This is a genomic window from Rhizorhapis sp. SPR117 (genome assembly GCF_021742065.1).
Genome location: NZ_JAKKIE010000026.1, coordinates 29,420 through 56,022 on the forward strand (window position 1 = coordinate 29,420; position 26,603 = coordinate 56,022).

A 26,603-nucleotide genomic window follows, 5' to 3' on the forward strand; every position below is an offset into this window, starting at 1 on the left:
TGACGAGTCTGGGTGGCGACGCCGTTCATTTCTTCGACGCCTCCCATTCGGCAAACATCTGATCACGTTGTTCGCGCAGATGCCAGGGCATGTGCTCAAAGACGCCTTCGAACAATGTGTCGAGCGGTTGGTGAAGGCCATGGCCGAGAACACCATTTCTCTCAGATTCTTTCGCGCAGTTCTTTACATATTCCGCCAGTTCCAGGTCCATCGCGGCATGCCGCTCCGCATCCCAAAGGCCAAGACCTATAAGATGCCGCTTGAGCCGCTTGATCGGATCACCCAGCGGCCATTCGTCGCTTTCCATGACAGAGCGATATTGGGACGGATCATCCGACGTGCTGTGCCCTTCGACGCGATAGGTAAAATGTTCGATGAGCGTCGGCCCCGCATTGGCCCTTGCCCGGTCCGAAGCCCATTTTGTCGCCGCATAAACGGCCAGAGGGTCATTGCCGTCGATGCGCAGCCCTGCAATGCCATAGCCGACGGCGCGTGCTGCGAATGTTGTGGCTTCGGCTCCTGCAAAGCCTGAAAAAGAGGAAATAGCCCATTGATTATTAACGACATTCAAAATTACGGGTGCGCGATAAACGCTGGCAAAAGTACAGGCGGAATGAAAATCCCCTTCCGCCGTTGATCCTTCACCACACCAGAACGCTGCAATCCGGGTATCGCCCTTGGCCGCGCTTGCCATCGCCCAGCCAACCGCCTGGGGGCATTGCGTGGCAAGGTTGCCTGATATGGAGAAAAAGCTGGCTTCCTTACTGGAATACATAATCGGCAATTGCTTGCCCTGAAGGCGGTCGGCGCGATTTGAGTAGATCTGGTTCATCATGTCGACCAGGGACCAGTCCCGCGCGATCAACAAGCCCTGCTGACGATAGCTGGGAAAGCACATATCATCGTGATGAAGGGCAAAAGCCGCAGCGACCGACACCGCTTCCTCACCCGTGCATTTCATGTAAAAGCTGGTCTTGCCCTGTCGCTGCGCACGAAACATGCGCTCGTCAAAGGCGCGCGTGAGCGCCATCGCGCGCAGCATCTTGAGCAAGGTTTCCCCATCAAGTCGCGGATCCCATGGGCCGACTGCGCGATGCTCATCATCCAGAACACGGACAAGGCCATAAGCCATATCGCGCATATCCGCCGGACTGGCCGTTTCGTCGGGGCGTCGGGTGGTGCCCGCTGCCTCTATGTCCAGGCCGCTGAAATCAACCGTGTCCCCTGGCCGAAATCGCGGTTCTGGAACATGGAGATTGAGTGGCGGTAAATTGCGCCTCTCCCGATTCTGATCCATTGCGTTCCATCCACTCCGCCGCAACATCGAGTCGCGATACGTATAATATTACGCTATATTGTTATTATATTTCAAAGCGGAAAAAATACAAGCACTGGGGATCAGACCGCCACAGGTGCGGAAATGTGGGATTGAGGGGCATAATCGCGCACCTCAAAATCCTCGACGCGATAATCGAAGATCGATGGTGGCCGGCGCACAAGGTGCAAAGTCGGCATAGCCGAAGGCATCCGCGACAACTGTTCTTCAACCAGCGCTGCATGGCTGAGATAGAGATGCACATCCCCACCATTCCATATAATATCACCGGCCTCCAGATCACATTGCTGGGCCAGCATGCGGGTCAGCAATGCAGTCGAAAATATATTGAAGGCAAAGCCCAGACCCAGGTCACAGCTACGTTGGAACAGCAACCCGGACAACTTGCCGTTCGCCACATGAAATTGATAGGTCATGTGGCACGGTGGCAACGCCATCCGATCGATCTCGTCCACGTTCCAGCCGGTAAAAAGCAGCCGACGCGATCCTGGATTATTCCTGATGCCATCAACCAGTGCGGCTATCTGATTATGTCCCTTTTCCCCGCGTCTAAAGCTGCCATCGTTCATGCGTTCATATCGGGGCCAGTTGACCCATTGCGCCCCGTAAACCGGCCCCAGATCGCCCCAGCGCAGTGCAAAATCCTCGTCTTCGATGATCCGCTGCTCGAAACTGTCCCGTTCAATATCCTCCCCTGTTGCCTTGCGATATTTTTCCAGCGGCCAATCCGTCCAGATGTGAACGCCCTGCTTCACCAAGGGACGAATATTGGTTTCCCCGGTCAGGAACCAGAGCATTTCCCGGGCAGCAACCTTCCAGAAAACACGTTTCGTCGTCAGTAGCGGGACAGCATTTTCTGCCATGGAAAAGCGCAAGGTTGCCCCGAAGATTGAGCGAGTGCCCACGCCTGTACGATCCACCCGCTCATCGCCCTGCGTCCATATGTGACGCATCAGGTCGAGATACTGCTGTTCGAAATCGGGTGTGCCGGTCAACTGCGGAGTCCTTGACGAGAGAAGGAATAAAAGGATTTAACCGATAGCGTCCTGATGGTCCATGGCGCGCGGACACAGCGCCAAATTCACCAAACATTATCCATTATGGCACTGTTTTTCATATGTATATTGCCAAATGGAGTGAACGACAGTTGTTCACTCAGCGCTCATGCGCTCACAGAGAGATCATGAATCTTCCCTTATCCATAACTGAATTTTCCGAGGTCGAAAGGGCATGCTTTCACCATTCCATCGGCGCGGAAGCAGTCGATTTCGCCAGCCGTCAGACACGGGAAATTTTGACGGTGGCCTATATCGACCATAGGGGCAGGATCGCTCATATGTTCTCGCGTACTGACGAACTTCACGATTCGGTGTCATTGTCGATGCGGATGATTGTGCATGAGGCGTTGAGCCGGGGCCATGATCGTTTTCTGCTATTGCATAACCATCCATCGGGTGATCCACAGCCCAGTCGGACCGACATCACGACAACACGCCTGATGTGTCGGATAGCGGCACAGCTTGAACTGAAATTGGTGGACCACCTGATTCTGTCGCCCCACGCATATTTCAGTTTCCGCGCAGCCGGACTGCTATAGTCGATGCCTTCGACCCGGTCAGAAGCCGCATCTCTTTGCTTGCAACCTACGGGACCCGCTTATATAGACCGCCGCCTGCCTTGCCGGATCATCACTGATTCCGGCCCGGTCGGGGAGTAGCTCAGCCCGGTAGAGCACTGCCTTCGGGAGGCAGGGGCCGGAGGTTCGAATCCTCTCTCCCCGACCATATTTTCAAGAACATCAAATATGAACGCACTTCCTGTCTGCTTCAAAAGAAAGGAAGTGCATTCACGTTGTCGTTAATCGCGCAATAAATCGTTGATCGCCGTTTTCGACCGCGTTTGCGCATCGACGCGCTTGACGATGACTGCGCAGGCAAGGTTGGGACCCGGCGTACCATCGGGCAACGGCTTGCCTGGCAGGCTGCCCGGAACGACAACGGAATAAGGCGGCACTTCGCCTATGAAAATTTCGCCTGTTGTACGGTCCACAATCTTGGTCGTTGAGGTAATGAAAACGCCCATAGAAAGAACCGATCCCTTGCCGATACGCACGCCTTCCACAACTTCCGATCGTGCACCGATGAAGCAATCGTCCTCGATGATGACAGGGCCAGCCTGCAACGGTTCAAGCACGCCGCCGATACCGACGCCGCCTGACAAATGCACGTTCTTGCCAATCTGCGCGCAACTGCCCACCGTTACCCATGTATCCACCATCGTGCCCTCATCGACGAACGCGCCGATATTAACGAAACTGGGCATCAGCACGACGTTTTTGGCAACGAATGAGCCATGGCGTGCGATCGCGCCAGGAACGGCGCGAAAACCAGCGGCGCGGAACTGCGTCTCGCCCCAACCCGTGAACTTGGACGGCACCTTATCCCACCAGAACGATCCCCCCGGGCCGCCGGGAATCAGCGCATTGTCGTTAAGGCGGAAAGACAGCAGAACCGCCTTCTTGAGCCATTGATTAACCTTCCATCCATCCCCGTCCGGTTCAGCAACCCGGGCCTGACCGCTATCGAGCAAGTTCAGCGCCTCCGCCACAGCCTCAGGCAGTGCGCCTTCTGACGCAAAGCCTAGATTGGCGCGATCTTCAAAGGCTGCCTCAATAGTGGAAATCAGCGTATCCGTCATAGTCTTCCTTCAATCCTTCAACATATCCGCCAGAAAGGGCGCAAGTTCGCTTATCTCGTAATCAATGAACTCGGAAGCCGCACCCACATTACCAGCCTCCGAACCATTATTCACCCATACGGTCGTCATGCCGATCACCTTTGCCGGCCTCAAATTGCGAGCCATATCTTCAAAAAAGAGGCTTGTGTGCGGATCAATTTTGTAACGATCACATAGTTCCCGATAGCCGGAAGGGTCGGGTTTTGGCACATATTGGCAGGCATGAATGTCATGAATAAATTCAAACGCATCCAAAAGGCCAAGCCGATCCAGAACCCGTAATGCATAGGCAGCATCGCCGTTGGTGAAAATCAATCGCCGCCCCGGCAAGGCGCGAATATGGCGGCCCAGTACCGGGTCCGGGTCTATCCGATCCAACGAAATATCGTGCACATAGTTCAGAAATGTCTGCGGATCAGTGCCATGATGCTGCATCAGGCCCGATAGCGTGGTCCCATGCTCCATGAAATATTGCTTCTGGATACGGCGCGCCTCCCGTGCATCGCAACCCAGAAGCCCCTCGATAAACTCGCCCATCTTGATATCGATCAGGCCGAAAAGGTCGGCCTTTGCCGGATAAAGTGTATTATCCAGATCGAAAATCCATGTGTCGATATGGGCAAGGCCGGAATGCATAGCGGCTTGCCTAGACAGGCTTCCGAACAAGGGCAAGCAGAGCATAAAAATATGTTCAGACTTTGTATGTTAACTGCTCGAAGACGAATGTGGGGAATAATGGAAATGCGCTCTCGATCCCGACTATATCACCATGGAATTATCGCTGCGGTCATAGGCCTTTCGCTGGCGGCATGTGGCGGAGGCGGAGGCGTCAATTCGACCCCTGCGCCCACTCCAACTCCGACACCCACCCCAACACCAACACCTGTGGCAACGAATTTCAACACAGCCGAATATGACAACAGCAATGGCGCCAAATTTCATGACGCAATTACCGCTTGGGAAGCGGGAGCGAGCGGAGCCACTATATTGGTGGGGGTCGTCGATACTGGCATCGATATCGCCAGCCCTGAATTTTCCGGCCGCATCAGTAGCGCATCAATCGCCCTTGGCGGCAACAGCAGCTATCAGGATGAGGACGGGCATGGCACGGGGGTCACTGGCATATTGGCCGCCGCGCGCAATGACCGCGAAATCATGGGCGTGGCTTTCGACGCAAATATCCTGGCCTTGAGAGCTGATACGGCGGGAAGCTGCGCCGATGTCGATGGCTGCACTTTTGCGGACAATGATATTGCGGCAGCACTTGACCGGGCGAGAACGAACGGGGCGAAAGTCGTCAACCTGTCGCTTGGCGGATCACCTGCCAACAGCACCTTGCGCGCAGCCATTGACCGGGCCACAAACGCGGGCGTCATCATTGTAATATCAGCGGGCAATGACGGCACGGCAGGCCCCGATCCTCTGGCCACCATCGCCACCGATCCTGTTGCGCGAGGTCTTGTGATCATTGCCGGATCGGTCAATGAAAAGAGCGTAATTTCAAGCTTCTCCAATCGGGCAAGCGGAGCGGAAAACGTCTATCTTGCTGCGCTTGGCGAGAAAGTCCGATCGCTCGACCTGGAGAATGATCCTGCCAGCCATTATGTATACAGCGGCACCAGCTTTTCGGCACCGCAGATTGCAGGAGCCGCAGCGTTGCTCGCTCAGGCTTTCCCCAATCTCACCAGCGCGCAGATCGTTCAATTATTGCTCAGCAGTGCAACCGACGCGGGCGCAACTGGCACAGATAGCGTTTATGGGCAGGGCATATTAAATATCGCCGCTGCATTTGCGCCGCAGGGACCGACATCTCTTGCCGGATCATCGACCGTCATATCCTTTACCGATAATGGCGCAATGTCTGCGCCAATGGGCGATGCGGCAAGCAGCGCAAACCTATCCACGATCGTTCTGGACAGCTATGGCCGCGCCTATGGAATGAACCTTGCCGCGACACTTCAGGCGGATAACCCTCCTCTCAGTCTTGCACCGCAATTGCAGGCGAACCGAAGGAGCTTTGCGATCACGCAGGGGGCCACCCGCATTTCACTTTCCATCGCCCGTAGCAGTGATGGCATGGCCAGCGTGACCCCGCTCCTGTTGAGCGGTGAAGAAGCACGACAGGCGCGCGCACGCGCAGGCTATATCGCCACGAAACTTGGCCCGCATACGGGATTTGCGATTGGATTCGCGCAAAGTGCGGGAACTCTGGCCGCAATGGTACGCGGCAAGAACGAGCCCGCTTTTCTGATCGCGTCCGGCCCGACCACAACACAAGGATTTCGTAGCTCGCCAGACAACAGTATCGCTCTGCACTGGAACTTGGGTGCTTTTGCACTGACGGCCAGCGCCGAAACCGGTAATGCGCTGGTCCGCCGCGAGCAGATTGAGCCGCCGTGGGATCAATATCGCCAGCAACCCTATTCCACGTTCAGCATCGGCATCGACCGGCAACTCGGTCCGCTGGCGCTGGCTTTCACGGCCAACCATCTGTCAGAGAACAAATCTGTTCTGGGTGCCCGTTTCAGTCCCTTACTAGGGGCCGGGTCATCACGCAGCCTGTTTGTGGATACGGATTTGCGTCTTGATGCTGGCGGAGGCTGGGGTCTGGGCATGGCATGGCGGCAGGGCTGGACCTGGGCGTCATCGGGCGGTGCCCTTGCCAATGACGCCTTGCTCAAGAGCAACAGCTTTGCCTTTGATCTATGGAGAACCGGCCTGTTCGACAGTCGCGACCATATAGCCCTGCGCGTGTCACAACCCTTGCGGATCAGTTCAGGAGGCCTTGGCCTCTTTTTACCCAGCGGTTATGACTATGGCACGCAGGAAACAGTTTATTCGGTGCAGCGCCTGAATCTGGCACCTGCGGGCAGGCAGATTGACGTGGAGACGGCCTATAGCTGCGCGTTGCCCTTTGGCGACATCACAGCCAACATTTATTATCGCAAAGATAACGGGAATATCGCATCATACCCCGATGACATCGGGGCAGCGGTACGATTGAGGACCGTGTTTTGATACTGATTAAACCGTAAAGCTCTCGCCGCAGCCGCAGCTTCCCTTGGCATTGGGGTTTTCAAAGACGAAACCGGCGGCGAAATCATCTTCTCGCCAGTCCATTATCGATCCGACAAGGTACAGCACCGATCCGCCGTCGATGTAAAACACACCACCGGGCGTTTCGATTTTCTCATCGAACCTGGTTTCTTCGTTCACATAATCGACCGAATAGGCAAGCCCCGAACAGCCCCGGCGCGGGGTGGATAATTTCACGCCAATCGCACCTTCCGGCGCCTTGGCCATCAGGTCTGCGATACGTTGTTCCGCCGCGGGCGTCAGGACGACGGCGGCGGGACGGGTGCGGGTATTGGTTTCAGCCATCAGAGCATCCCCAGTTCAAGTTTCGCCTCATCGCTCATCTTTTGCGGGTCCCACGGCGGGTCCCATATCAGATTGACCTCCGCAACGCCGACACCGGGGACGGAACCGACGCGCAGTTCCACTTCGCCGGGCATGGATTCGGCAACCGGGCAATGCGGCGTGGTCAGCGTCATGGTAACGACGACATGGCCGCCTTCCGTCACATCGACGCCATAGATCAGGCCGAGGTCATAGATATTGACGGGAATTTCAGGATCATAAATTTCCTTCAATGCCGCGATCACGGCCTCGTAAACATCGCCTCCCGGTTCACCCGCATCCGCCTCAACCGGTTGCTGTTTCAGGAAACCGTCCAGATAATCGCGCTTGCGCTCCATCGTTTCACGTGCGGAGCCAGTTTCTTCAACACGTGCCTTTGGCGGCGGCGTCACGCCGTCCACTTCCTCAACCGCAATTTTGCGTTCGTCGTGAATCTTCTCAGTCATTGGCGAAGATCTTCCTCACTCGTTCAATGCCGCGCACCAGCGCCGCGATATCACTTTCATCGTTGTAAATGCCAAAGCTGGCCCGCGCCGTCGCCTCGACCCCCAAATGCCGCATCAGCGGCTGCGCACAGTGATGGCCCGCGCGGATCGCCACGCCTTCCTCATCCAATATGGTGCCGACATCATGAGGATGCACCCCAGCGATCTCAAAACTTAATATGCCGGCGCTGTCCTCCGGCCCAAAGACGCGCACACTGTTGAGGCTGGCAAGCGCCTCCTGCGCCTGACGCACCAGTTCGACTTCATGCGCATGGATGACGCCAAGGCCGATTTGATCGATATAGTCGATAGCGGCGGCCAGACCCACTGCGCCCACGATATGCGGCGTTCCCGCCTCAAAGCGGGTGGGCGCCGGGGCATAGGTCGTCTTTTCGAATGTCACCTTTTCAATCATTGACCCGCCCCCTTGATAGGGCGGCATGTCAACGAGTATCTCCGCTTTCGTCCAGAGCACGCCAATGCCCGTCGGTCCATATAATTTATGCGCCGAAAAAACGTAAAAATCGCAATCCAGCGCCTGCACATCGACGGCAAGGCGCGGCACTGCCTGACAGCCATCGATCAGAATTTTCGCTCCGACAGCATGCGCCATATCCGCTGCGCGGCGCACATCGAGCATTGACCCCAGGACATTGGATATATGGGCCAGCGCGACGATTTTGTGCTTGGGTGTCAGCATCGCCTGCATGGCGTCAAGGTCGATCTTGCCGTCATGCGTCAATGGCGCGACGTCGATCTGGGCGCCCACGCGTTCGGCAATCAACTGCCATGGCACGATGTTGCTGTGATGCTCCAGCACCGACAGCATGATACGATCGCCATTTTTAAGGTTCGCGCCGCCCCAACTCTGTGCAACCAGATTGATCGCCTCGGTCGCGCCGCGCAAGAAAACGACCTCTTCGTCCGATGCTGCACCGATAAAGCGCGCCACCCGCTGCCGCGCCGCTTCGTAGGCCAGCGTCATATTGGCGGAACGCGCATAGACGCCGCGATGCACAGTCGCATAATCCTCACCATAGGCACGGGCGATGGCATCGATCACTTGCGCGGGCTTTTGCGCCGTTGCGGCCGTATCCAGATAGTGCCAGTCGGCAATGCCGGGGAAATCCCCGCGCCAGCTTCGGGTCATGACATCGTGGTTCATGCCATCGACTCCAGCTTGGCGAGCGCTGCTTGCTCCATTTCCTGCTTCACCGCCTCATCCGCCATGTCATCGAACACACCCGCGATGAAAGCGCGCAGCATCACGCGTTTGGCAAGCCCCGGCTCCATACCCCGGCTCTCCATATAGAACAAAGCGGCCTTGTCGAGTTCGCCGACCGTCGCGCCATGTGCGCATTTCACGTCGTCCGCAAAAATCTCCAACTCCGGCTTGGCGTTCGCCGTCGCAGTGCGATCCATCAGCATGGCCTTAACCGATTGCTCGGCGTCGGTCTTCTGCGCATGGCGCGCGACCTTTATAGAACCCAGGAAGCTACCGGTCGCCTTTTGCGCCAGCACCGAACGAATCGTTTGCCGGCTCGTCGCATTGGGTTGTGCGTGGTTGACGGTGGTGACGATTTCAAGCGTCTGCGCCCCCATACCCAGGATCGCACCACCCAGTTCAAAATGCGCGCCATTGCCCAGTCTCACGTCCAGCGCCACCCGTCCAAAGGCGCCGCCCATGTTGAGAATATGGAACTGGCACGATGCGCCATCCGCCACGTCGATTACATAATCACGGATCACGATCTCACCATCTTCCGCCGCCTGGATAAGGTGATGTGCGGCGCTCTCGCCAACGGGCACGGTGATGTGCTCCGGCTCGGCTATGCCCTGCGGCCACACCTTCGCCAGTGCCTCATGGTCGCTGTATCGCCATGCCTCATCATGGGCAGTAGGGATGACGGCCAGATTCATGCCGCTACCACCTCTGTATAACCCTCGCGCTCAAGCTCCAGCGCCAGTTCCGGCCCGCCCGACTTCACAATCCGCCCTGCAGCCAGCACATGGACAAAGTCCGGAGTCACATAGTCGAGCAGCCGCTGATAATGGGTGATGAGCAGCACCGCCTTGTCAGGCCGACGCATGATCGTATTAATCCCCTCGCCCACCGTTTTCAGCGCGTCGATGTCGAGTCCGCTATCGGTTTCATCGAGAATCGCCAGCTTGGGATCGAGGATGCCCATCTGCACCATTTCATTGCGCTTCTTTTCGCCGCCCGAAAAGCCGACATTCACCGGGCGCTTCAACATATCCATGTCGAGCTTCAACAGCGCCGCCTTTTCCTTGGCAAGCTTGATGAATTCCCCGCCCGAAAGCGGCTCCTGCCCCCGCGCGCGGCGCTGGCTGTTCAGGCTCTCGCGCAGGAATTGCAGGTTGGAGACGCCGGGAATTTCAACCGGATACTGAAACCCCAGGAAAATCCCCGCCGCAGCCCGCTCATGCGGTGCCATGTCGAGCAAGTCAGTTGGTCCGTTTGGGCCCTGGAAGGTCACGGAACCACCCGTCGCGTCATAGCCCGGCCGCCCGCCCAGCGTATAAGCCAGCGTCGACTTCCCCGCGCCATTAGGCCCCATGATCGCGTGGATTTCCCCCGTGTTGATGGAGAGCGACAGGCCCTTCAGGATCGGCGTGCCGTCGATTTCGTTGGTGAGGTTATTAATAGTTAGCATTGTTTCATTTCCAATCGGAGGGCCGCTTGCCTGACTTGTTCTCCGCGGTCGTTCAGAAAAATGGCCGAACCGGAATAGCCGGGCTTAATAAGTTTTATATCCGCTAAATTTGCAGATTGGAGAAACCATCCAACCTGTTGGGCTTCACCGTAGCTAACGCCTGTTTTTTCAGCGAGCCGAGAATAACCTAGAGATCCAGCTTTGGAGCAAAGCAGAATCACCTTGCGTTGAATTTCACTCATTGTTTCAGCGAAATAGCCTGCGTCTTCGTCGGTCATCCTGCGCAACCTTCCTTGAGCCCCTCCCCTTCAGGGGAGGGGTTGGGGTGGGGGTTGTCCCAACGACCCGGCGCTTCTTCCAATGCAGCAAGAACCGCCTGCAAGACCCCATCCATGTTGGCCATCACATCATGGTTCGTCACGCGAACGACGCGAAAACCGCGCTCAGCCAATATATCATCGCGCAGCCGGTCCTTGTCGGCGTCATGCGTGTCGCCATCCACCTCCACGATCAGCGCCTTTTGCGGGCACAGGAAGTCCACGATGAACTGACCGATCACGGATTGGCGGCGAAACTTGTGCCCGCTGAGTTGCGAATCGGACAGGTTACGCCAGAGACGCTTTTCCGGTTCGGTCGGGTTGCGGCGCATTTCGGTGGCGCGGCGATTCAGTTCGGCGAGGCGTTCGACTGACAGCCCCCACCCCAAACCCCTCCCCTGAAGGGGAGGGGCTTCTTTTCGCCAGCCTTTGTCGATGGGGCTGTTCATCCCACCGACCCCTCCAGCGAAATGCCCAGCAGCTTCTGCGCCTCCACCGCGAATTCCATCGGCAACTGCTGCAATACTTCCTTGGCAAAACCGTTGACGATCAGCGATACCGCCGCCTCGATATCCAGCCCGCGCTGCATCGCGTAGAAAAGCTGGTCGTCCGAAATCTTGCTCGTCGTCGCCTCATGCTCGATCTGCGCGCTGGGGTTCTTCACCTCGATATAGGGCACCGTATGCGCCCCGCACTGGTCTCCCAGCAGCAGGCTGTCGCACTGGGTAAAGTTGCGGACATTCTCCGCCGTCGGCCCAACGCGCACCAGGCCGCGATAAGTGTTATTCGACTTACCCGCGCTGATCCCCTTGGAGATGATCGTCGAACGGCTGTTCTTGCCGAGGTGGATCATCTTCGTGCCGGTATCGGCCTGCTGGTAATTATTGGTGAGCGCGACCGAATAAAATTCCCCAACGCTGTTTTCCCCGGCCAACACGCACGACGGATATTTCCAGGTGATGGCGCTGCCCGTCTCCACCTGCGTCCAGCTAATCTTGCTGTTCTTCCCTTGGCACAGCCCGCGCTTGGTGACGAAATTATAAATGCCGCCCTTGCCCTGTGCATCGCCCGGATACCAGTTCTGGACGGTCGAATATTTGATCTCCGCATCATCCAGCGCGACCAGTTCGACGATGGCGGCATGCAACTGGTTCTCATCCCGCTGCGGCGCAGTGCAGCCTTCAAGGTAAGAGACATAGCTCCCCTTTTCCGCGATGATGAGGGTACGCTCGAACTGCCCCGTATTCTCCGCATTGATACGGAAATAGGTGCTAAGCTCCATCGGACAGCGGACGCCCTCCGGTATATAAACGAAGGTGCCATCGGAAAAGACGGCGCTGTTCAACGTGGCAAAATAATTATCATGCTGCGGCACTATCTTGCCCAGCCATTTCTTCACCAGCTCAGGATATTCGCGGATCGCCTCGCTGATCGACAGGAAGATGACGCCCGCTTCAGCCAGTTCCTTGCGGAAGGTGGTCGCGACCGAAACGCTGTCGAACACAGCATCGACGGCCACCTTGCGCGCGCCCTCAACCCCGGCGAGCACCTTCTGTTCCTCCAGCGGGATACCGAGCTTTTGGTAAACCGCCAATATTTCCGGATCGAGCTCGTCCAGCGACTTCAGCTCCGCCTTCTTCTTGGGCTCGGCGTAATAATAGGCTTCCTGATAGTCGATCGCAGGCACCTTCAGCTTTGCCCAATCCGGCGTGGCCTTCGTCAACCACAGGCGATAGGCCTTCAACCGCCATTCCAGCATCCATTCCGGCTCGCCCTTTTTCGCCGAAATATAGCGGACGGTGTCTTCGTTCAGGCCCTTGGGCGCGAAATCCTGCTCGATGTCGCTGGTCCAGCCAAATTCATATTTGGAAGCCTTCTCAGCAGCGGCAAGCGCTTCGGCATTGCGGACAGTTGTTGTTTCTTCGGTCATGCTTGACTGATCCGTTCGTCCCCAGCAAAGTCGAGGGACACTGGTTTGGTGGTGATATCCCGATGTCGCTCGACATTAACGGAATCGAGCACATCATGGGCGAGACTTTCCAGTGACACGCCTGCCAGCGCGCCCCGGATCGCCCCGTTGACCGCGCCCCAATGCGGGCGAACGCGGCAATTATCCTCAAGTGCGCATTCGTGGCGCGCTTCTTCAATACAGGCGGTCATGGCAATGGGGCCTTCGACGGCCTCCACAATATCTGCAAGGCTGATTTCAATCGCTGGCCGGACAAGCGCGAAACCGCCCCCCGTACCGCGTGCCGATTCGAGCAGGCCAGCACTGGCAAGCCGTCCCATAAGCTTTTGCGCGGTCGGCAGGGGCACGCCGGTTTCATCCGCCAGCATCGTGGCGGAAAAGCGCAAATCGCCATCATGCCGCGCAATGGCGGACATCACGACTATGGCGTAATCGGCAAGGCTGGAAAGCCGCATTGCTCATTCCCAATCGGATTGAATCGCTCTGATTGGGCATGTGGCGACCGCGCCGCCCGAAATCAAGTATTTTCTGGCTGGAAGCAACTACTGAGAGTCGTTCTTAAATACGGCCCGGATCTGCCGAAAAATTATAAGGCCTGTCCCGCTGCCCAACCGCTTGCCCATGCCCATTGGAAATTATAGCCGCCAAGCCAGCCCGTTACGTCCACCGCTTCCCCAATCGCATACAGACCCGGCACCCGTCGCGCCTCCATGGTTTGCGAAGAAAGGCCATCGGTGCTGATCCCGCCGCCGGTGACTTCCGCTTTGGCGAAACCCTCGGTGCCATTGGGTATGAACCGCCAATTGCTAAGTTGGCGCTCCGTCTCTGACAGCTTGCGATCAGGAAGGTTCGCCAGTTCACCGTCCAGCCCGATACGTTCCGACAAGACTGCTGAGAGGCGGTCCGGCAACATCGCGCCCAATACGCTGCGCACTGTGCCGCGTGGTCGGCTCCGCTTCTGTTCGACCAGCCACCCCGGTTCGCCAGAGGGTAGAAAGTTGATGGAAACGGGTTCGCCATGTCGCCAGTATGACGACACCTGCAAGATCGCGGGACCAGATAAACCCTTGTGCGTGAATAGTGCCGCCTCTCGAAAGGTGGTTCCACCCGCCCCGGCGATAACGTCGCAGGCCACGCCGGTGAGAGAGCGAAACAGCGTTTCGTCTCCTCCTAATGTCAATGGCACCAGCGCGGGACGCGGCTCCACAACCTTCAACCCAAACCGTCTGGCAAGGTCATATGCAAAGCCGGTCGCGCCCATCTTGGGAATAGAGGGTCCGCCTGTAGCGATCACCAGCGCAGGCGCCGAAACCAACCGATCACGACAAGCGACCCGAAAGAGCCCATCACCATGCTCGACACTTTGGACCCCGGATCCAAGCGCCAACTCCACAGCGCCCTTGGCACATTCCTCCAACAGCATTGCAACGACCTGCCGTGAGGAACCATCGCAAAAAAGCTGTCCCAACGTCTTTTCGTGCCATGCGATGCCATATCGATCGATCATCGCTATGAAATCCTGCGCCATATAGCGGCTCAGTGCGGATTTTGCGAAATGCGGATTGGATGAAAAATAGCGATCATGGCCGGCCCGCACATTAGTAAAATTGCACCGTCCCCCTCCGGAAATGACAATTTTCTTGCCCGCTTCGTCCGCATGGTCGATTAACAGGACGCGCCGCCCCCGCTGTCCGGCGACCGCGGCACACATCAATCCTGCCGCGCCCGCGCCCAGCACAATGGCATCATATTGAGTGGTCATGGATCAGCGCAATTTGGCAATGCTCAGCTTGTCCATTTTCGCGCGGTCCTTCACGGATTCTTCACTACGGGTCAATGCCTTGGCGATCGATTTGAGTGGCATGCCTTTTTTTGCCAGAGCGTGTAATTTCTGAATCTCGTCACTTGTCCAGGGCTGCCGATGTCGTTCAAATCGTTCCGCCATCGTGAACTCCATCTTTCCCGCAGGCGCCGAGACTGGCCCGCTATAGCATTCGCAAAGTCGCAGAAATCATCGATGATGGTGGTGCGCCGGAGAGGATGAAACTGGGAACTGCTATGTCCTTGTTTCTGCTATCTAACGCAAAGCCGTACTGCAAGACTGGAAGTGAGGACGCGCCTGAAAACGGGGGAGCAGCGAGGGTCTGCACCAGATGCGGCGGGCGGTATCCTTCGCGTGATAAAGGCCGGGCGCGATGCGCCCGGCCATTATCGGCGGATCATTCAGCAGCCTCGGAATATTCCGTATCTTCGTCCTGCGGGCCGCGCCCCGGAAACCGCGCCGTATAGCCCGCCGCCGGGAACGCCATGTAACGGGGCTGCCAGCTTTCGCCGCCGTTCTGGCGGGACTCGGTGAGGCTGTCCGCGATGATCTTCTTTTGCACCTTCGCGGTCGATGCGGTGTGAGCCTCGGCTCTCCTGCCGCCCGCGACTTCGCGCACGATGGCGTTGATAGCGTCCTTGTCGCGCAACAGGTCAAGGAACGTCTCATCCGGCGTCCACCATGCGCGCATGTCGGTGTGAAGCAGTGCGCCAAGGGTTTCGACGACAGGGCTGTGCGCCGCCAGCGTCTCGGCCATGGCGAAGGACAAAACCTTCATAACGGCTTCATCCTCCCTTTGCAGGAGGGCGCGGAAAATATCGGTCAGGCCGTATCCGCAGCCATAGATGCCGCTGGATACAAGCGTTCCCCCGTCTTCGCTCTCTATTCCGAGCAGCGCCGCAATCGCGGTGCGCGTCTCCGCGAATGCCGCTTCCGCTTTCGATGCGGCAAGGCTTTCAGCGATGGCGTTATTGGCCGCCCGCTGGCTTTCGGGCCGCACGGTCCAGAGACTTGAACCCGCTATGATGTGCGCCGTAGCTAACCGCAGGGCGATGCCGGGATGCGCAAGAAGTTCGGTCCTGACCGCCGCATGGCGATGCAGGCCGAGATAGTTCTGCATGGTCTGGGTCAACTCGGGCCGTTCCACGCGGCATTCAGGGGACGCGGCCTGCGCCTTCTCCTTCTTCCTTGCGTCTTTAGCCGTCAGGAATCCTTCGTGGAACGCGACCTCGCCGTCACGGGTGCAGGTGACATAGACCTTTCCGCCTTTGGTCCGCGCCGCCTTGACATAGTCCCAGCCCTGCCAGTGCTGGCCGATATCGAGTATGACGATTTCGGCCCAACCTTTTTCGAGATACGCGTCACGCGCCTGCGCGATGGCTTCGCCCTGCAACCGCCAGAAAGCTTCGCTGTCTGCAAAATAGCGTTCCTCCCCGAACAGGTCGGACACAATCGCCCCTGTATAGCTGGCGACATCAAACAGGGCGTTGCCGACCGGAATCTGCGAACCGCCGAACAGCCATTCCTTGAGCGCCCGGCCTTGCGGCGCGTATTCATCCGCGCTCTTGAACAGCTTCCACCATGCCTTCTGCTGGCGCTGCGTTGCCATGGTCAGGCTGCGCAGCGTGTCGGCGCTGATATCCTCGCGGCGGTAGGCATTCAGGATCGGCTCGATCAGGTTGGCAATCGCCAGCCGCTGATGCACCAGCCGCTCCGTCACGCCGAAATGCGCCGCAATGTCGGCGGCGGTCATGCCCTTCTGCACAAGGCCCGCGAAGGCCTTGAACTGGTCGATTTCATCCATGGGAAGATGGCCGATATTTTCAGCGAGGGAGGCTTCAACCGCCCGCGCATCGTCACCGTCCTCCATGATGATGCAGGGAACAGGCTCCGCGATTCCTTCCCCGGCAAGCGCAAGCAGGGAATTGTAGCGCCGCTGCCCGGCGATGATTTCAAAGCCTTCGCAATTCGGCCTGACCAGCAAGGGCTGGATGATGCCGTGCCGCCGGATGAGCGGGAGAAGGTCCGCGATATCCTTGCCGCCTTTCCTGCGGACGTTGAGGGGAGAGAGCTTCAATTGCTCAAGAGAAAGATGGTCGAGTTTCATGGCTGGTTCCTTTCGCTAGCCGTGGGTTGAGCTGCGAAGCCTTCAAAACAAAAAGCCGCGCATGCACCCTTGGCCAGCGCCGAGCGTCCATCCTTCAATCCGCCGCAAGGCGGATATGGGCGATCGTACCGAAAGGCGGGGACGCCAAAGCCGAACCGCTCGCGGCGCCGCAGGCGTCCGGGCCACACGGGAGCGCAGCGAAGGGAGCGGGCCAGCCCGGATTTCGGCTATTGGCCCTTGGTCCGCGCCGTCGGTGTAAGCTGACAAAATGGGGTGCACGCGCGCGGTACGCGCGCGCCTGACCTATAAAAGGCGTCGGCATGATGCCGCCCATGTTTTCTTCTGCCAGTGATCGTTACCCGGCGGGGCCGAAACCTGTGCCCGGCAGGGTTCGGTGGCAAAGCCATAGAGCGCGGTCCGCTGAAAGCGGAGGCAGCCCGATCAACGCTTGCGAAACCTATTCTGCGGCTTCGGCGGGCTGTTCGGCCTCGGCGGGCACGTCCTTTTTCTTCCGCTTCTTCTTGCGGCCTTCCGCTGCCACAACCTGATCGGCAATAAAAATCACGCGCCCCGGAACGTCCATCAGCTGGAGCGCCTTCATGCCGCGCATGAGGCTGATGCGGGAGAACAAGGGCAGGTTCAGGGACCGCCCGGCGGGGTCTTTCCGGGTCACGATGCCGAAGACGATGCAATATTTCCGGGCGCGGACGAGCGTGACCATCGCATCCGCATCGCCATCGGCGAGAACTTCCCGGATGAGCGCCTCCAGCTTGTCGACCGCCTGCGGCTCCAGCCGTATCAATTCGACGGCGTTTACGCCCTGGTTGAACAGGTGGCTCAACTGTGCCGACAGGGTCGAGACTTTGACATGATAGAAGGCGGCGACACCGTCGCGAACCGCCAGCAGGTCGCAAGGCTCTACCGCCGTCTGCCCGTCCGGGCTGATATTCTTGGTATCAAGGCAGGCGACAGCAGCGTCCGCCGCCCCAACGGCCGCATTGTACGCGCCTTCGCTCGGATGATCGTAGGGCGGGAGGTCGCTGTCCGCGCATAGCGGGTCGAGGTAAGCGCCAAGGCGCGCGATATAGGCATCGTCAATGCGATACCAGTTGCCTTCGCAAAGATGGAAGGTTTCGCCTTGCGCGTCTTCCAGCGCCGTGTCGAAGACCAGGCTCTTGAAAATGCTGTAGCGGTCGCGGCTGTTGCCGTCCTCGTCGGTCAGGACCAGCGCGTGCCGCCGCAAATCCTCGACGCCCAGGGTGTTCAGGTCGATCCCGTGTTCATCCAGATACTCGTAATACCGCCCGATATAGACATCGTCATAGACGCGGCTGCGCCCGCCTCCGGCGAAAGCGGCGTAGAGATTGTCGCTGTAGTTGATGATTTCCGGGACCGTGATGTTCAGGTCGGGATTGCGCGCGCGAAAAGCCTCCAGAAGCCGTCCGTTCAACGCCTCGATCTGGGCGGGGTCACGGACCGGCATGATGTTCTGGATGTCAGGGAAAGCGGCCTTGTATTCCTCGCTCTGGTATAGAGCGACCAGCTTCTCGCATAGCGCCGCCAACCCGTCGGCCGCGACATCCGTGCTGATGCGCAGATTGCTGCCGCCCGTGGCGTGACGGAACAGCTCCTTGTGCTCGTCGCGGACCTTGCCGGTCAGGCTGCGCAGGATCGTGCTGTCACGGTCGAAATCAAACAGCGTCAGCTCGGATTCGATCGGGAGCTGTGTCCGCTGGCGCTTGGCCGCGCCGGGATCGAGCGTATCGGTGCTTTTGAGTTTGTGCGGATCGAGACTGTTCAACGTGACCCGAAGCCCGAAATCATATTCGTAGCTGGAGTCGATCAGGTTATGGGCGACATGGCCGAAGGATAGCGCGAAACACCGGCCACCGACCGGCAGGAACACAAGGGCCCCCTTGTTCACCTGCGTCAGGTTTTTCTCAACGCTGAAATAAGACTTCCACCATGGCGGGCGCGGGTCGCTGTCCAGCACGAACAGCGTTGCGCCCTCCGGCAGGGCCTGCGCGCCGATATCGTCGTCCAGCGCATGGTCCTCCCGCAGCGCGTTGGTCGCATCATAGCCTTCCTTGAGAAGGTAGATCGAGAAAGCCCTGCTCTTTGCCATGCCGCCCCCCGGCGCGCGATCAAAAATTCGTTTCTTCTATCTGAGATAACAGAAAGAAGACGGGCGTGTATGTCAATGACGAACGGCCAGCGTTCAAGTATTGTCCCGGTTATCCCTCGGATATGCTGCCGCCGTCGCCAAGATGCGCCGCGCCGACGGCCTGATAAAGCGCCCAAAGGGATTCCGCTGCCGAGTCCGCCAGCGCCTTCCACTCGGGATTCGCCTGCACTTGCGCATGTTCGCAAAGCTCGCTGGCGACCGCGCGGCTCAAAAACGAGACCATATGCATAACTTCGTGCCGCCCGTAATCATCCATTTCCGCCATATCATACCCCTCTCGAAACATCCGTCATGCCCCGCCATCCTATCGTGAAGCGGGTGCGCCAGCCCCCTGGCCCTTACGGAAAGCAGGTGGGTCCGGGCAAACACTAATCTCCGAACAAGCTCCCCTGCCCATCCGATGTTTTCGTGTATCGGCCAAGTATTGCGCTCAGGGCGTTGTCGTCGAGTGGTGCCGAAAGCACCTCATCGTTGAATTCGAGAACCCTCAGGACGCGGATGGCCTTCGGGTTGTCGGCCTTGCCATGAAAGGCCCATTGAACCTTGATCGTATCAATGATGTGGATGCTAAGCTGCGCAGCGTTCACGAGACTCCAGAAATGTTCGTCGTCAAACTGCCGCCGGAGGAACGGACGGCAGCGGCGATCCTGAACGCCCTGGATTTCGATTTCTTCGAGCTGCTCGACAGTGTCACGATCGCCCGGTCCCGCAAGCACATTCAGACCTTCTACAGCACCGAAGAAGTCGGCAAATTCCCCGAGCGGCTAAAGCCCATTTCATTCCATTGTCCGCTAACCGGTCGCCCTGACGTGATCGGTCTTAATGAGATATTTGACCGCCTGACCATGCTCAAACTCGCGGTCTATGCGCCGGTCAGCTACATCCTGCCCAGCCGTATCGGTAGATACGCGGAGCTTTACGATACCGAAGTGAAGAGCGGCGGCGGCACACTCCGCCAGGCTGACCGCGAGCGCAGCCTTCAGGCCCTCATGACTGTGAACTTGCTGAAGCGGCTGGAAAGCTCGGTCGAGGCGTTCCGCATCACCCTGGGCGACAAGTCGCTTGTATTCTTCGACAGACATAACGACCACGACCGGTCTCCCATGCTTTTCAACCGTAACCGGTTCAGCGCGGGCAACGTCGATCAACATGCCAAAGGCGTTCTTGGCATCCTTCGCCGACATGGTTTTCATGAACGGAAGCCCCCGCGTGTGTTTGGTCTATAATGGCTATTTCAGCCATATCCGCAACCGGGAAGTCACGTGAGTTTCCGTAATGGTGAAATGATCCTCAACCTTACAGCCTGCTTTGGGGCTCCTGAGTCCTCTTTAAGCGCGCGATCGTCACCCGAATGGGCGGAGACACCTTGCGGCTCGGGGCTGCTCACGCCGTAGCCGTGGCGAAGGCGGACAGCTAGAGCCTGGCCCGGCCTGCCGGACGTGCCCCATTTTTCTTTGAAAAAAAGCGGTTTTGTGCCCCTGAGGTACTCATAACGCGCCATTGTCAAAGAGCACTAGCCAGTGACTTTGAAAATAGGTTATAATGTGTACCATGAGTGCACCGCGCGAAGATAAGCTAAAGAACGTTTTGGAGGCGGTTCCGGCCGGCTTCGTGGTGGACGCGCGTTGGCTGGAAGCCCACGGCGTCAGCCGATTCCTGACACGTAAATATATAGACAGCGGCTGGCTGGAGCGCATGGAGCGCGGCGTTTTCCGCCGCCCCACACCGCAACCCGTCCCGCTCGACTGGCAAACCTGTGTACTCTCACTCCAGCATATCATGGGCTATCAGCTCCATGTCGGCGGCATATCCGCCCTCGGCCTACAGGGCTATAGCCACTACCTGCCTCTCGGCGGTCGTCCGCCCGTATGGCTTTACGGCAACGATACACCGACTTGGCTGTCACGCCTGACTCTGGATGCACCGCTCACCAGCCGCACCCTGTCGCTGTTCAGCGATCCGGCACTCAGCCTGACGGACAATAAGGCCGGCAGCACCGCTACGACACTTCCCTGGGGCTGGACGCTCCGCATGTCGTCACCAGAGCGCGCGATCCTCGAAGCACTGGATGAAGTGCCCGCCCATGAAAGCTTCCACAATCTCGACATGGTATTTGAGGGACTCGCGACGCTGAGTCCCCGCCGCCTTGCCAGGCTCTTGCAGAGTTGCCGCAAGATCAAGGTCAGACGCCTGTTCTTTGTGTTCGCCGACCGTCACAAACATTCTTGGCGCGAACGCCTCAACCCCGACGATTTTATGCTGGGCACGGGCGACCGCGCACTGGTGAAGGGCGGCAAAATCCATCCCCGCTACCGCATCATGGTCCCGCCGGAGTTCGTCGAAACCTCAACGGGAGCTGACGATGGTCCGTGAAGCCTACGCCGCGCAGGTCGCACTGCTGGTGCGCCTGCTGCCTTTCATCGCGGAACAAGAGGTCTTCGCGCTGAAGGGCGGGACAGCCATCAACCTATTCTATCGCGACATGCCGCGCCTATCGGTCGATATCGACCTGACCTATCTGCCGGTCCGGGACCGCGCGGAAAGTCTCGCGGAGATCAACGAAACGCTGGACCGGATCGCCGCCGCCGCCAATGGCGGCATCCCGCGACTGGATGCACGACGCATTGCAGGAGGAGGCGGCGGCGCCACCCGCATCCGGGCCCGGCTCGATGGTGCCGAGGTCAAGATAGAAACCTCACCCGTAACGCGCGGTGTCGTCCACGATCCCGAGCGCCGTGACGTGTCCCCGGCGGTCGAGGATGAATTCGGATACGCTTCGATCCAGGTTGTATCGTTTGAGGATTTGTTCGGCGGTAAGCTTCATGCGGCGGTCGATCGCCAGCACCCGCGTGATCTGTTCGACGTGAAACTGCTCTACGAAAATGAGGGGCTGACCGATGCGCTGTTTCGCACGTTTCTGGTCTATGTGGCCAGCTCCCCGCGACCGGCGCACGAACTAATCTCACCCAGTCTTAGCAAGCTGGACGAGCCCTATGCCCGTGAATTCGTCGGCATGACGACGGCCCCCGTCACGCTCGAAGAACTTGGAGAAACCAGAGACCGGCTCATCGCCGACATCCGCGCACGACTTGACGCCAGCACCCACAAATTTCTGACAAGCCTGCATGACGGCGAACCGGATTTCGACGCGATCGGCTTGCCGCAGGCGGCGGCCCTGCCGGCAGTGCGATGGAAACTCCTGAACCTGCGGAAACTTATCGCGGAAAACCCGGCGAAGCACGCCGCTCAAAGAGCGGAACTGGAAGAACTCTTTACCTGAACAAACCGGCGGGAGGCACAACCAATGCAATTACAGGGTCCCTGGAGATTTGACTCACCCGGCGCTATGCCTCTCGAAGCCGTTCGCGAGTTTGATACATTGGTCGGGAGAGTCGCGGCCCAAGGCAACCGCTGGGCGATACTCGAACATTTTAAAGGCTACTTTGCCGGGGCTGCCGGTGCTACCACAAGCCGCAGTTCGTCTGAGAGTTGGGCGGAATCGGACCTGGACAGGCTCATGTCGCAGGCAGCGGAGAACGCACCGCTTTTCATCGAAGCCTTCTATGACGGCTGCGAGTCGCTACGCAGTGAAGCCGACCTTACTGTGCCTGAGGTCGGCCGTATCAATCGTATCCTCAGCGAGCACGGCGTCGGATACGAGATCAGACCGCCCGCGCTCGTCGCTGTCGGTCTTCACCAGCCGATTCCCGTGCCCGAGCGATATCAATCGCTCGATGAACAGGCGCAAGAGATCGTGCAGCAATCGCTCCAGCAATCCGAGAAACTGCTTGCCGAAGGGCATCCTCGGCAGGCAGTGCAGGAAATCCTGTGGCTAATGGAATCGGTCGTAACCGCTTTCAAAGGCCTTGGCACAGGCGAGGACACGATCGAAGCCAAATACTTCAACAAAATCGCGCAGGAGCTCAGGACAAAGCGGAAGGGACAGACCATCGAGCAGGTTCTTTCCTGGCTCACCACTTTGCACGGCTATCTCTCGTCGCCGACGGGCGGCGGCGTCCGGCACGGCGCTGACCTGAAGAGTGGCATCACCATCAACGCGGATGAAGGGCGTCTCTACTGCAATCTTATTCGCAGCTATGTAACCTTCCTGATGTCCGAGCATGAACGCATGAGCCGCTGACGCGCCGATCTGCCACAGCGTCTAGTAGCCTAAGCGCTCGAAACGACCACGCGAAACCGCGCCTGCGTTGTCTTGGTCAGGAACAGCTCCGTCGTCGCCAGCAGCCTCAATATCTCTGGCGTAACTGTCTCCACAGAAGCCCCCGGCTGGACGAGCACGACCTCAAAATCCACCCGGGAGCGACGGGCCTTATCCTTGAAGTATGACAGAATCTTCATGTCGCCTTTCAGGAAACGCGACGCGCCCTGGCGGGTCCATGTCTCATGACGCCGCTTCAGATCGACATAGAGCCGTGGCATCCCCCCGTGTTTGACCGCCATGCTCTTCTGGGCCTGGCCGCACAGCGTATAGAAGTTTCGGATATCAGCGGAAACCCGCCCATCCAGCGCATTCTTGCAATGGACGAGGCATAGCGTGATGCCGTCGTCCGTTTCTTTCAAAGCGACGAGATCAGCGGCCTCGCCGTGCCCGTCATCGTTGAAGATCAAATCGAACTCGTCTTCGATATGCTGGAATGCACGAAATTGAATCGTATCACGGTCACCTGTCTTGTTCATTGATTCTCGGTTGAGGGGAATGCCCGACCAGTCCCACGTCTCCAGCGAATCCTTCGGGTATGTCCCGGCATCAAGTCGGGTCGGAATATGATAGCAATTGTAGGAGTGAGTGCCGTCTGCATACCTGACAATGAATGGATCGGTGACCAGGTATTCATCCAAAGGCACGGCTTCCGCGTTGGCTTTCCTGAATTTCAGCCGAGGACCGGCGACCCAGGCGTGGCCGTATCCCCCCGGCAGGTCAGCCGAAATGCTGAGCCGGTAGGTTGACTGAAATCCGTCGGTTGCGATGTCGATATCGATCGAACCGTCCTCACCGACAGAGCCAACGCTGAGATCGACCAGGAAAACCGGAACTTCATGCTCATCGAAAAGCATGAACTGCTTGTCACTGAACCTGATCTGCGCCTGTTCACCCCACTGCACCGCAATCGGGTATTCCTCGTACGGCTTGTTCAATTTCTGAGGTCGCAGGAAGTCGCGGGTGATATTCGACTCTAGCTCAACTTCTGAAGAGACCTTGCTCCAGGTGCGCCCACACCATTCCATCCATGCGGAGATCGTCCCTGACTTCTGCTGCCAAATTTTACCTTTGCGCTGGGTTCCGCCCCATAGGACCCGTTCGCCATCCTCGTAACCGAGGCATGCGATGTTGTTCAGTTGGGCTTCGCGCTTCTCAATATCTGCCAGGCCTTCGGTCACGTTCGGCCCGAAATAGGACGTGAAACTAATGGCGCCAATGCGCGATGATCCCATGCTCTTGACGAGCGGCATCTCGACATTGTTCGGAATGCGGAAGACGGCCGGGCCGCTGAGCAGGTCCGTTTCATCGGATGTAATCGCACGGGCCACGCGCTCGGTACGCAGCCCCTGATAATCGCTCGCATAGATGAAGAGTGCCCCGGCTGCCTTGTCCCATCTGGCAAGAAGGAGATCGTATACTGAATTTTCCAGGTTCTGGTAATTTCCCCAGTCGACTGTCGAGGTGCGGTGCGTGACGGCGACGAGCAGGTTGTTATCTTCGTCGAGGGCGTACCAGCTTTCGGCGTCACGCGGCAGGCACCCGGTGTAATTGAGCGGCGACCATTCCTCACATTTTGTCCGGAATATCTGTGTCGATAGCGCGGGCCGGAGGTTCCAGAGCGAAAGTTGGGAATGAAGATCGCCCCGCTCCTTGAGGCCCAGCACGACATCTTGAAGCCGCAGTTCTTCATGAATGCGTTCTTCGCTGAGCCGCTTTATTAGCACGTCCCAGTCGGCTCCCTCGGCATACAGAGCTGCCAGTTTGGCTTCCGCTTCGGGGTCAGCGATGTTGGCCACGACAGTCGCTTCCCCGATTGTTCCGGTCGCCCCTTTGCGTGTGAACCGACCGATAAATTGCAGGGTGACTGCGAGGGATTTGTGCGTGTCGTGCAGTGCGGCGATCTTTAGATTGGGCAGATCGAACCCTTCTCCCAGCATGTCGACGCAAACCACGATGCGCGCGCCGTCCGCGCTGCGGTCCAGGACTTTTTCCAGCGATGCGGCGTTGATCAGCCGCCGTCCGGGACCTGAATATACAATGACCGGATGAAGCTCGGGGGCCAATTCCTGATAAAGAGCCCAGACAATGTCGGCCCGGTCCTTGTTCTGGGTGCGGGCCATAAGGAGGTGATCGAAACCAAGATCGTTGCGGTCTCTGCGCAGTACGGCAACGGCTTCCGTGGCGATTGCGCGATCCCGCATCTCGGCATCGCCATACTCTTCGACCGTACGGAGATTGATGGGTCGATAGTAACCCGCCTTCTGAGCATCGCCGAGCTTGTAGTTGAAGATGATCTTGCCATCGACGCGTTTGCCATCCCGGCGAAACGGGGTCGCCGTGAATTGCAGAATCCGCTTGTTTTTAAACTGGTCCCTTACCGTTGCCCATGTAGACGCTGTGACGTGGTGGGCCTCATCGACAAAGATGTCGCTACATTGGTCCAACAGATAGGCAAGCGCATCGGGCTGGGAGCTTCGCAGACTGTCGGGTAGTGCAACGATCACGTTGGATTTTTCGATAAGGACTTGGCAGTCGTCGACCGATCGCAGACCGGTGGAAATCTTCGCAACATGCGGACCGGCGAGTTCCCGCGGCACAACGCCCGCGTCCGGAAGAACTCCCAACGTCACGAATTTCTCGAATATCTGGTTCCTGAGGGCATCCGACGGGACAAGCACAAGCGTCCGGCGCAGTTGCCGATAGACCTGTGTGGCCAACATGGTTTCGGTTTTACCGGTCCCGGTCGGCAGGACCACCGTCGCCGGTTCAAACTGCTCGCCCACTGCAAAGTGGGCAGAAATCGCATGTAGCGCCCCGATCTGGGGCATTCTCAGCCCGGGCTCCTGCTCCTCATCATTCTCCACACGGAACGTGAACCTATTGCGCCATAACGCCAAGACGCGCTCCGGGGTCGCGGCGTGCTCTTGGAGATCGCCCGGACTGTCCCACATAAACTCAGTCGTGTCCGTGAGATCATTGATATTCGAGAGCTGCACGGCACTGAGGACCGGCAGTGACGATGCAACCCGACGAGCGCCCTTCTGACGCAGGAGTATCTGATCGAAAGGGGCTGCCATGTTGGTCGTGATCAGGTCGTGGCCTGGATGCTGCGACGGCGCAATGCGCGCTCGGCATTTCCCTCCGCGAAACGGCCGCTGGCAAATCAAATTGCCGCTGACCTTGATTCTCCGGTCAGGCAGCGGCGGCAGGGTCAAGTCTCCTTGCCAGCTGGGAAATAATGTCATGAGCCCCCCTAGTCACCCGGAACTGTAATCCACCTCATTGATTCACGCCTCTTTGAGGAGATGAACAATGCTAGGTCGGCAGGC

26 protein-coding genes and 1 tRNA gene are annotated in these 26,603 nt (G+C 58.2%); 7 read left to right on the top strand and 20 right to left on the bottom strand.

What is annotated here, in order from left to right; all coding sequences use genetic code 11:
• Nucleotides 1-25: 25 nt before the first annotated feature.
• Nucleotides 26-1,297: a 3-methyl-2-oxobutanoate dehydrogenase (2-methylpropanoyl-transferring) subunit alpha gene (locus L3X40_RS11485; RefSeq protein WP_237365785.1), complete on the bottom strand. Its 1,272-nt coding sequence runs from the start codon at nt 1,295-1,297 to the stop codon at nt 26-28.
• A gap of 101 nt (nt 1,298-1,398) precedes the next feature.
• Complete coding sequence (thyA, locus tag L3X40_RS11490; protein ID WP_272907947.1) at nt 1,399-2,331, bottom strand: thymidylate synthase; 933 nt, start codon at nt 2,329-2,331, stop codon at nt 1,399-1,401.
• Between the two features lie 188 nt (nt 2,332-2,519).
• On the opposite strand from thyA, the gene L3X40_RS11495 reads away from it, so the two are divergent.
• Complete coding sequence (locus L3X40_RS11495; RefSeq protein ID WP_237365786.1) at nt 2,520-2,933, top strand: JAB domain-containing protein; 414 nt, start codon at nt 2,520-2,522, stop codon at nt 2,931-2,933.
• 110 nt (nt 2,934-3,043) lie between these two features.
• Nucleotides 3,044-3,120, top strand: a tRNA-Pro gene (locus tag L3X40_RS11500).
• A 73-nt stretch (nt 3,121-3,193) separates the two neighbouring features.
• Here L3X40_RS11500 and dapD read toward each other — a convergent pair.
• Complete coding sequence (dapD, locus tag L3X40_RS11505; protein ID WP_237365787.1) at nt 3,194-4,033, bottom strand: 2,3,4,5-tetrahydropyridine-2,6-dicarboxylate N-succinyltransferase; 840 nt, start codon at nt 4,031-4,033, stop codon at nt 3,194-3,196.
• Nucleotides 4,034-4,042: 9 nt separating this feature from the next.
• Complete coding sequence (locus L3X40_RS11510) at nt 4,043-4,708, bottom strand: pyrimidine 5'-nucleotidase (RefSeq protein WP_237365788.1); 666 nt, start codon at nt 4,706-4,708, stop codon at nt 4,043-4,045.
• A 249-nt stretch (nt 4,709-4,957) separates the two neighbouring features.
• On the opposite strand from L3X40_RS11510, the gene L3X40_RS11515 reads away from it, so the two are divergent.
• Nucleotides 4,958-7,090, top strand: a complete 2,133-nt coding sequence (locus L3X40_RS11515; RefSeq protein ID WP_237365789.1) for a S8 family peptidase — start codon at nt 4,958-4,960, stop codon at nt 7,088-7,090.
• A 6-nt stretch (nt 7,091-7,096) separates the two neighbouring features.
• On the opposite strand, the gene L3X40_RS11520 is transcribed toward L3X40_RS11515, so the two are convergent.
• The 15 genes from L3X40_RS11520 to L3X40_RS22515 all read right to left on the bottom strand — a co-directional run bounded on the left by L3X40_RS11520 (nt 7,097) and on the right by L3X40_RS22515 (nt 19,639).
• Complete coding sequence (locus tag L3X40_RS11520; protein WP_237365790.1) at nt 7,097-7,453, bottom strand: HesB/IscA family protein; 357 nt, start codon at nt 7,451-7,453, stop codon at nt 7,097-7,099.
• Nucleotides 7,453-7,938, bottom strand: a complete 486-nt coding sequence (locus L3X40_RS11525; RefSeq protein WP_445177181.1) for an SUF system Fe-S cluster assembly protein — start codon at nt 7,936-7,938, stop codon at nt 7,453-7,455. Before L3X40_RS11525 ends, L3X40_RS11520 begins: the two co-directional genes overlap by 1 nt.
• Nucleotides 7,931-9,142 (bottom strand): cysteine desulfurase, encoded by a 1,212-nt coding sequence (locus L3X40_RS11530; protein WP_237365791.1) that lies wholly within the window; start codon nt 9,140-9,142, stop codon nt 7,931-7,933. The genes L3X40_RS11525 and L3X40_RS11530 overlap by 8 nt, the downstream gene beginning before the upstream one ends.
• Nucleotides 9,139-9,897, bottom strand: coding sequence for a SufD family Fe-S cluster assembly protein (locus tag L3X40_RS11535; protein ID WP_237365792.1), 759 nt, complete (start codon nt 9,895-9,897; stop codon nt 9,139-9,141). Before L3X40_RS11535 ends, L3X40_RS11530 begins: the two co-directional genes overlap by 4 nt.
• Nucleotides 9,894-10,652: a Fe-S cluster assembly ATPase SufC gene (gene sufC / locus L3X40_RS11540; RefSeq protein ID WP_237365793.1), complete on the bottom strand. Its 759-nt coding sequence runs from the start codon at nt 10,650-10,652 to the stop codon at nt 9,894-9,896. Before sufC ends, L3X40_RS11535 begins: the two co-directional genes overlap by 4 nt.
• Nucleotides 10,646-10,930: a hypothetical protein gene (locus L3X40_RS11545; protein WP_237365794.1), complete on the bottom strand. Its 285-nt coding sequence runs from the start codon at nt 10,928-10,930 to the stop codon at nt 10,646-10,648. Before L3X40_RS11545 ends, sufC begins: the two co-directional genes overlap by 7 nt.
• Nucleotides 10,927-11,418: an endonuclease domain-containing protein gene (locus tag L3X40_RS11550; protein WP_237365795.1), complete on the bottom strand. Its 492-nt coding sequence runs from the start codon at nt 11,416-11,418 to the stop codon at nt 10,927-10,929. The genes L3X40_RS11545 and L3X40_RS11550 overlap by 4 nt, the downstream gene beginning before the upstream one ends.
• Complete coding sequence (gene sufB, locus L3X40_RS11555) at nt 11,415-12,899, bottom strand: Fe-S cluster assembly protein SufB (RefSeq protein ID WP_237365796.1); 1,485 nt, start codon at nt 12,897-12,899, stop codon at nt 11,415-11,417. The genes L3X40_RS11550 and sufB overlap by 4 nt, the downstream gene beginning before the upstream one ends.
• Complete coding sequence (locus tag L3X40_RS11560; RefSeq protein ID WP_338331140.1) at nt 12,896-13,393, bottom strand: SUF system Fe-S cluster assembly regulator; 498 nt, start codon at nt 13,391-13,393, stop codon at nt 12,896-12,898. The genes sufB and L3X40_RS11560 overlap by 4 nt, the downstream gene beginning before the upstream one ends.
• Before the next feature lie 131 nt (nt 13,394-13,524).
• A complete protein-coding gene (locus L3X40_RS11565; protein ID WP_237365797.1) occupies nt 13,525-14,700 on the bottom strand; it encodes an NAD(P)/FAD-dependent oxidoreductase in 1,176 nt (391 codons plus the stop codon).
• A gap of 3 nt (nt 14,701-14,703) precedes the next feature.
• The gene (locus tag L3X40_RS11570; RefSeq protein WP_237365798.1) at nt 14,704-14,883 is read right to left on the bottom strand and encodes a hypothetical protein; all 180 of its coding nucleotides are present in this window, start codon (nt 14,881-14,883) and stop codon (nt 14,704-14,706) included.
• Nucleotides 14,884-15,157: 274 nt separating this feature from the next.
• A complete protein-coding gene (locus L3X40_RS11575) occupies nt 15,158-16,867 on the bottom strand; it encodes a ParB/RepB/Spo0J family partition protein (RefSeq protein WP_237365799.1) in 1,710 nt (569 codons plus the stop codon).
• A 457-nt stretch (nt 16,868-17,324) separates the two neighbouring features.
• Nucleotides 17,325-18,992 (bottom strand): DUF6119 family protein, encoded by a 1,668-nt coding sequence (locus L3X40_RS11580; RefSeq protein ID WP_237365800.1) that lies wholly within the window; start codon nt 18,990-18,992, stop codon nt 17,325-17,327.
• A 109-nt stretch (nt 18,993-19,101) separates the two neighbouring features.
• Nucleotides 19,102-19,317 carry a hypothetical protein gene (locus L3X40_RS11585; RefSeq protein ID WP_237365801.1) on the bottom strand — a complete coding sequence of 72 codons (216 nt, stop codon included), beginning with the start codon at nt 19,315-19,317 and terminating at the stop codon, nt 19,102-19,104.
• Between the two features lie 103 nt (nt 19,318-19,420).
• Entirely contained in the window at nt 19,421-19,639 is a 219-nt protein-coding gene (locus tag L3X40_RS22515; protein WP_445177182.1) for a hypothetical protein, read from the bottom strand.
• 12 nt (nt 19,640-19,651) lie between these two features.
• On the opposite strand from L3X40_RS22515, the gene L3X40_RS22520 reads away from it, so the two are divergent.
• The 4 genes from L3X40_RS22520 (at nt 19,652) to L3X40_RS11610 (ending at nt 23,193) form a co-directional block, all read left to right on the top strand.
• On the top strand, nt 19,652-20,278 hold the full coding sequence (locus tag L3X40_RS22520; protein WP_445177183.1) for a hypothetical protein: 627 nt from the start codon (nt 19,652-19,654) through the stop codon (nt 20,276-20,278).
• A 325-nt stretch (nt 20,279-20,603) separates the two neighbouring features.
• Nucleotides 20,604-21,425, top strand: coding sequence for a type IV toxin-antitoxin system AbiEi family antitoxin domain-containing protein (locus L3X40_RS11600; protein WP_237365803.1), 822 nt, complete (start codon nt 20,604-20,606; stop codon nt 21,423-21,425).
• Nucleotides 21,415-22,332 carry a nucleotidyl transferase AbiEii/AbiGii toxin family protein gene (locus L3X40_RS11605; RefSeq protein ID WP_237365804.1) on the top strand — a complete coding sequence of 306 codons (918 nt, stop codon included), beginning with the start codon at nt 21,415-21,417 and terminating at the stop codon, nt 22,330-22,332. The genes L3X40_RS11600 and L3X40_RS11605 overlap by 11 nt, the downstream gene beginning before the upstream one ends.
• Nucleotides 22,333-22,569: 237 nt before the next feature.
• A complete protein-coding gene (locus L3X40_RS11610) occupies nt 22,570-23,193 on the top strand; it encodes a hypothetical protein (RefSeq protein ID WP_237365805.1) in 624 nt (207 codons plus the stop codon).
• Nucleotides 23,194-23,222: 29 nt separating this feature from the next.
• Here L3X40_RS11610 and L3X40_RS11615 read toward each other — a convergent pair whose 3' ends face one another.
• Nucleotides 23,223-26,102 (bottom strand): DEAD/DEAH box helicase, encoded by a 2,880-nt coding sequence (locus L3X40_RS11615; protein ID WP_237365806.1) that lies wholly within the window; start codon nt 26,100-26,102, stop codon nt 23,223-23,225.
• Nucleotides 26,103-26,603 lie beyond the last annotated feature (501 nt).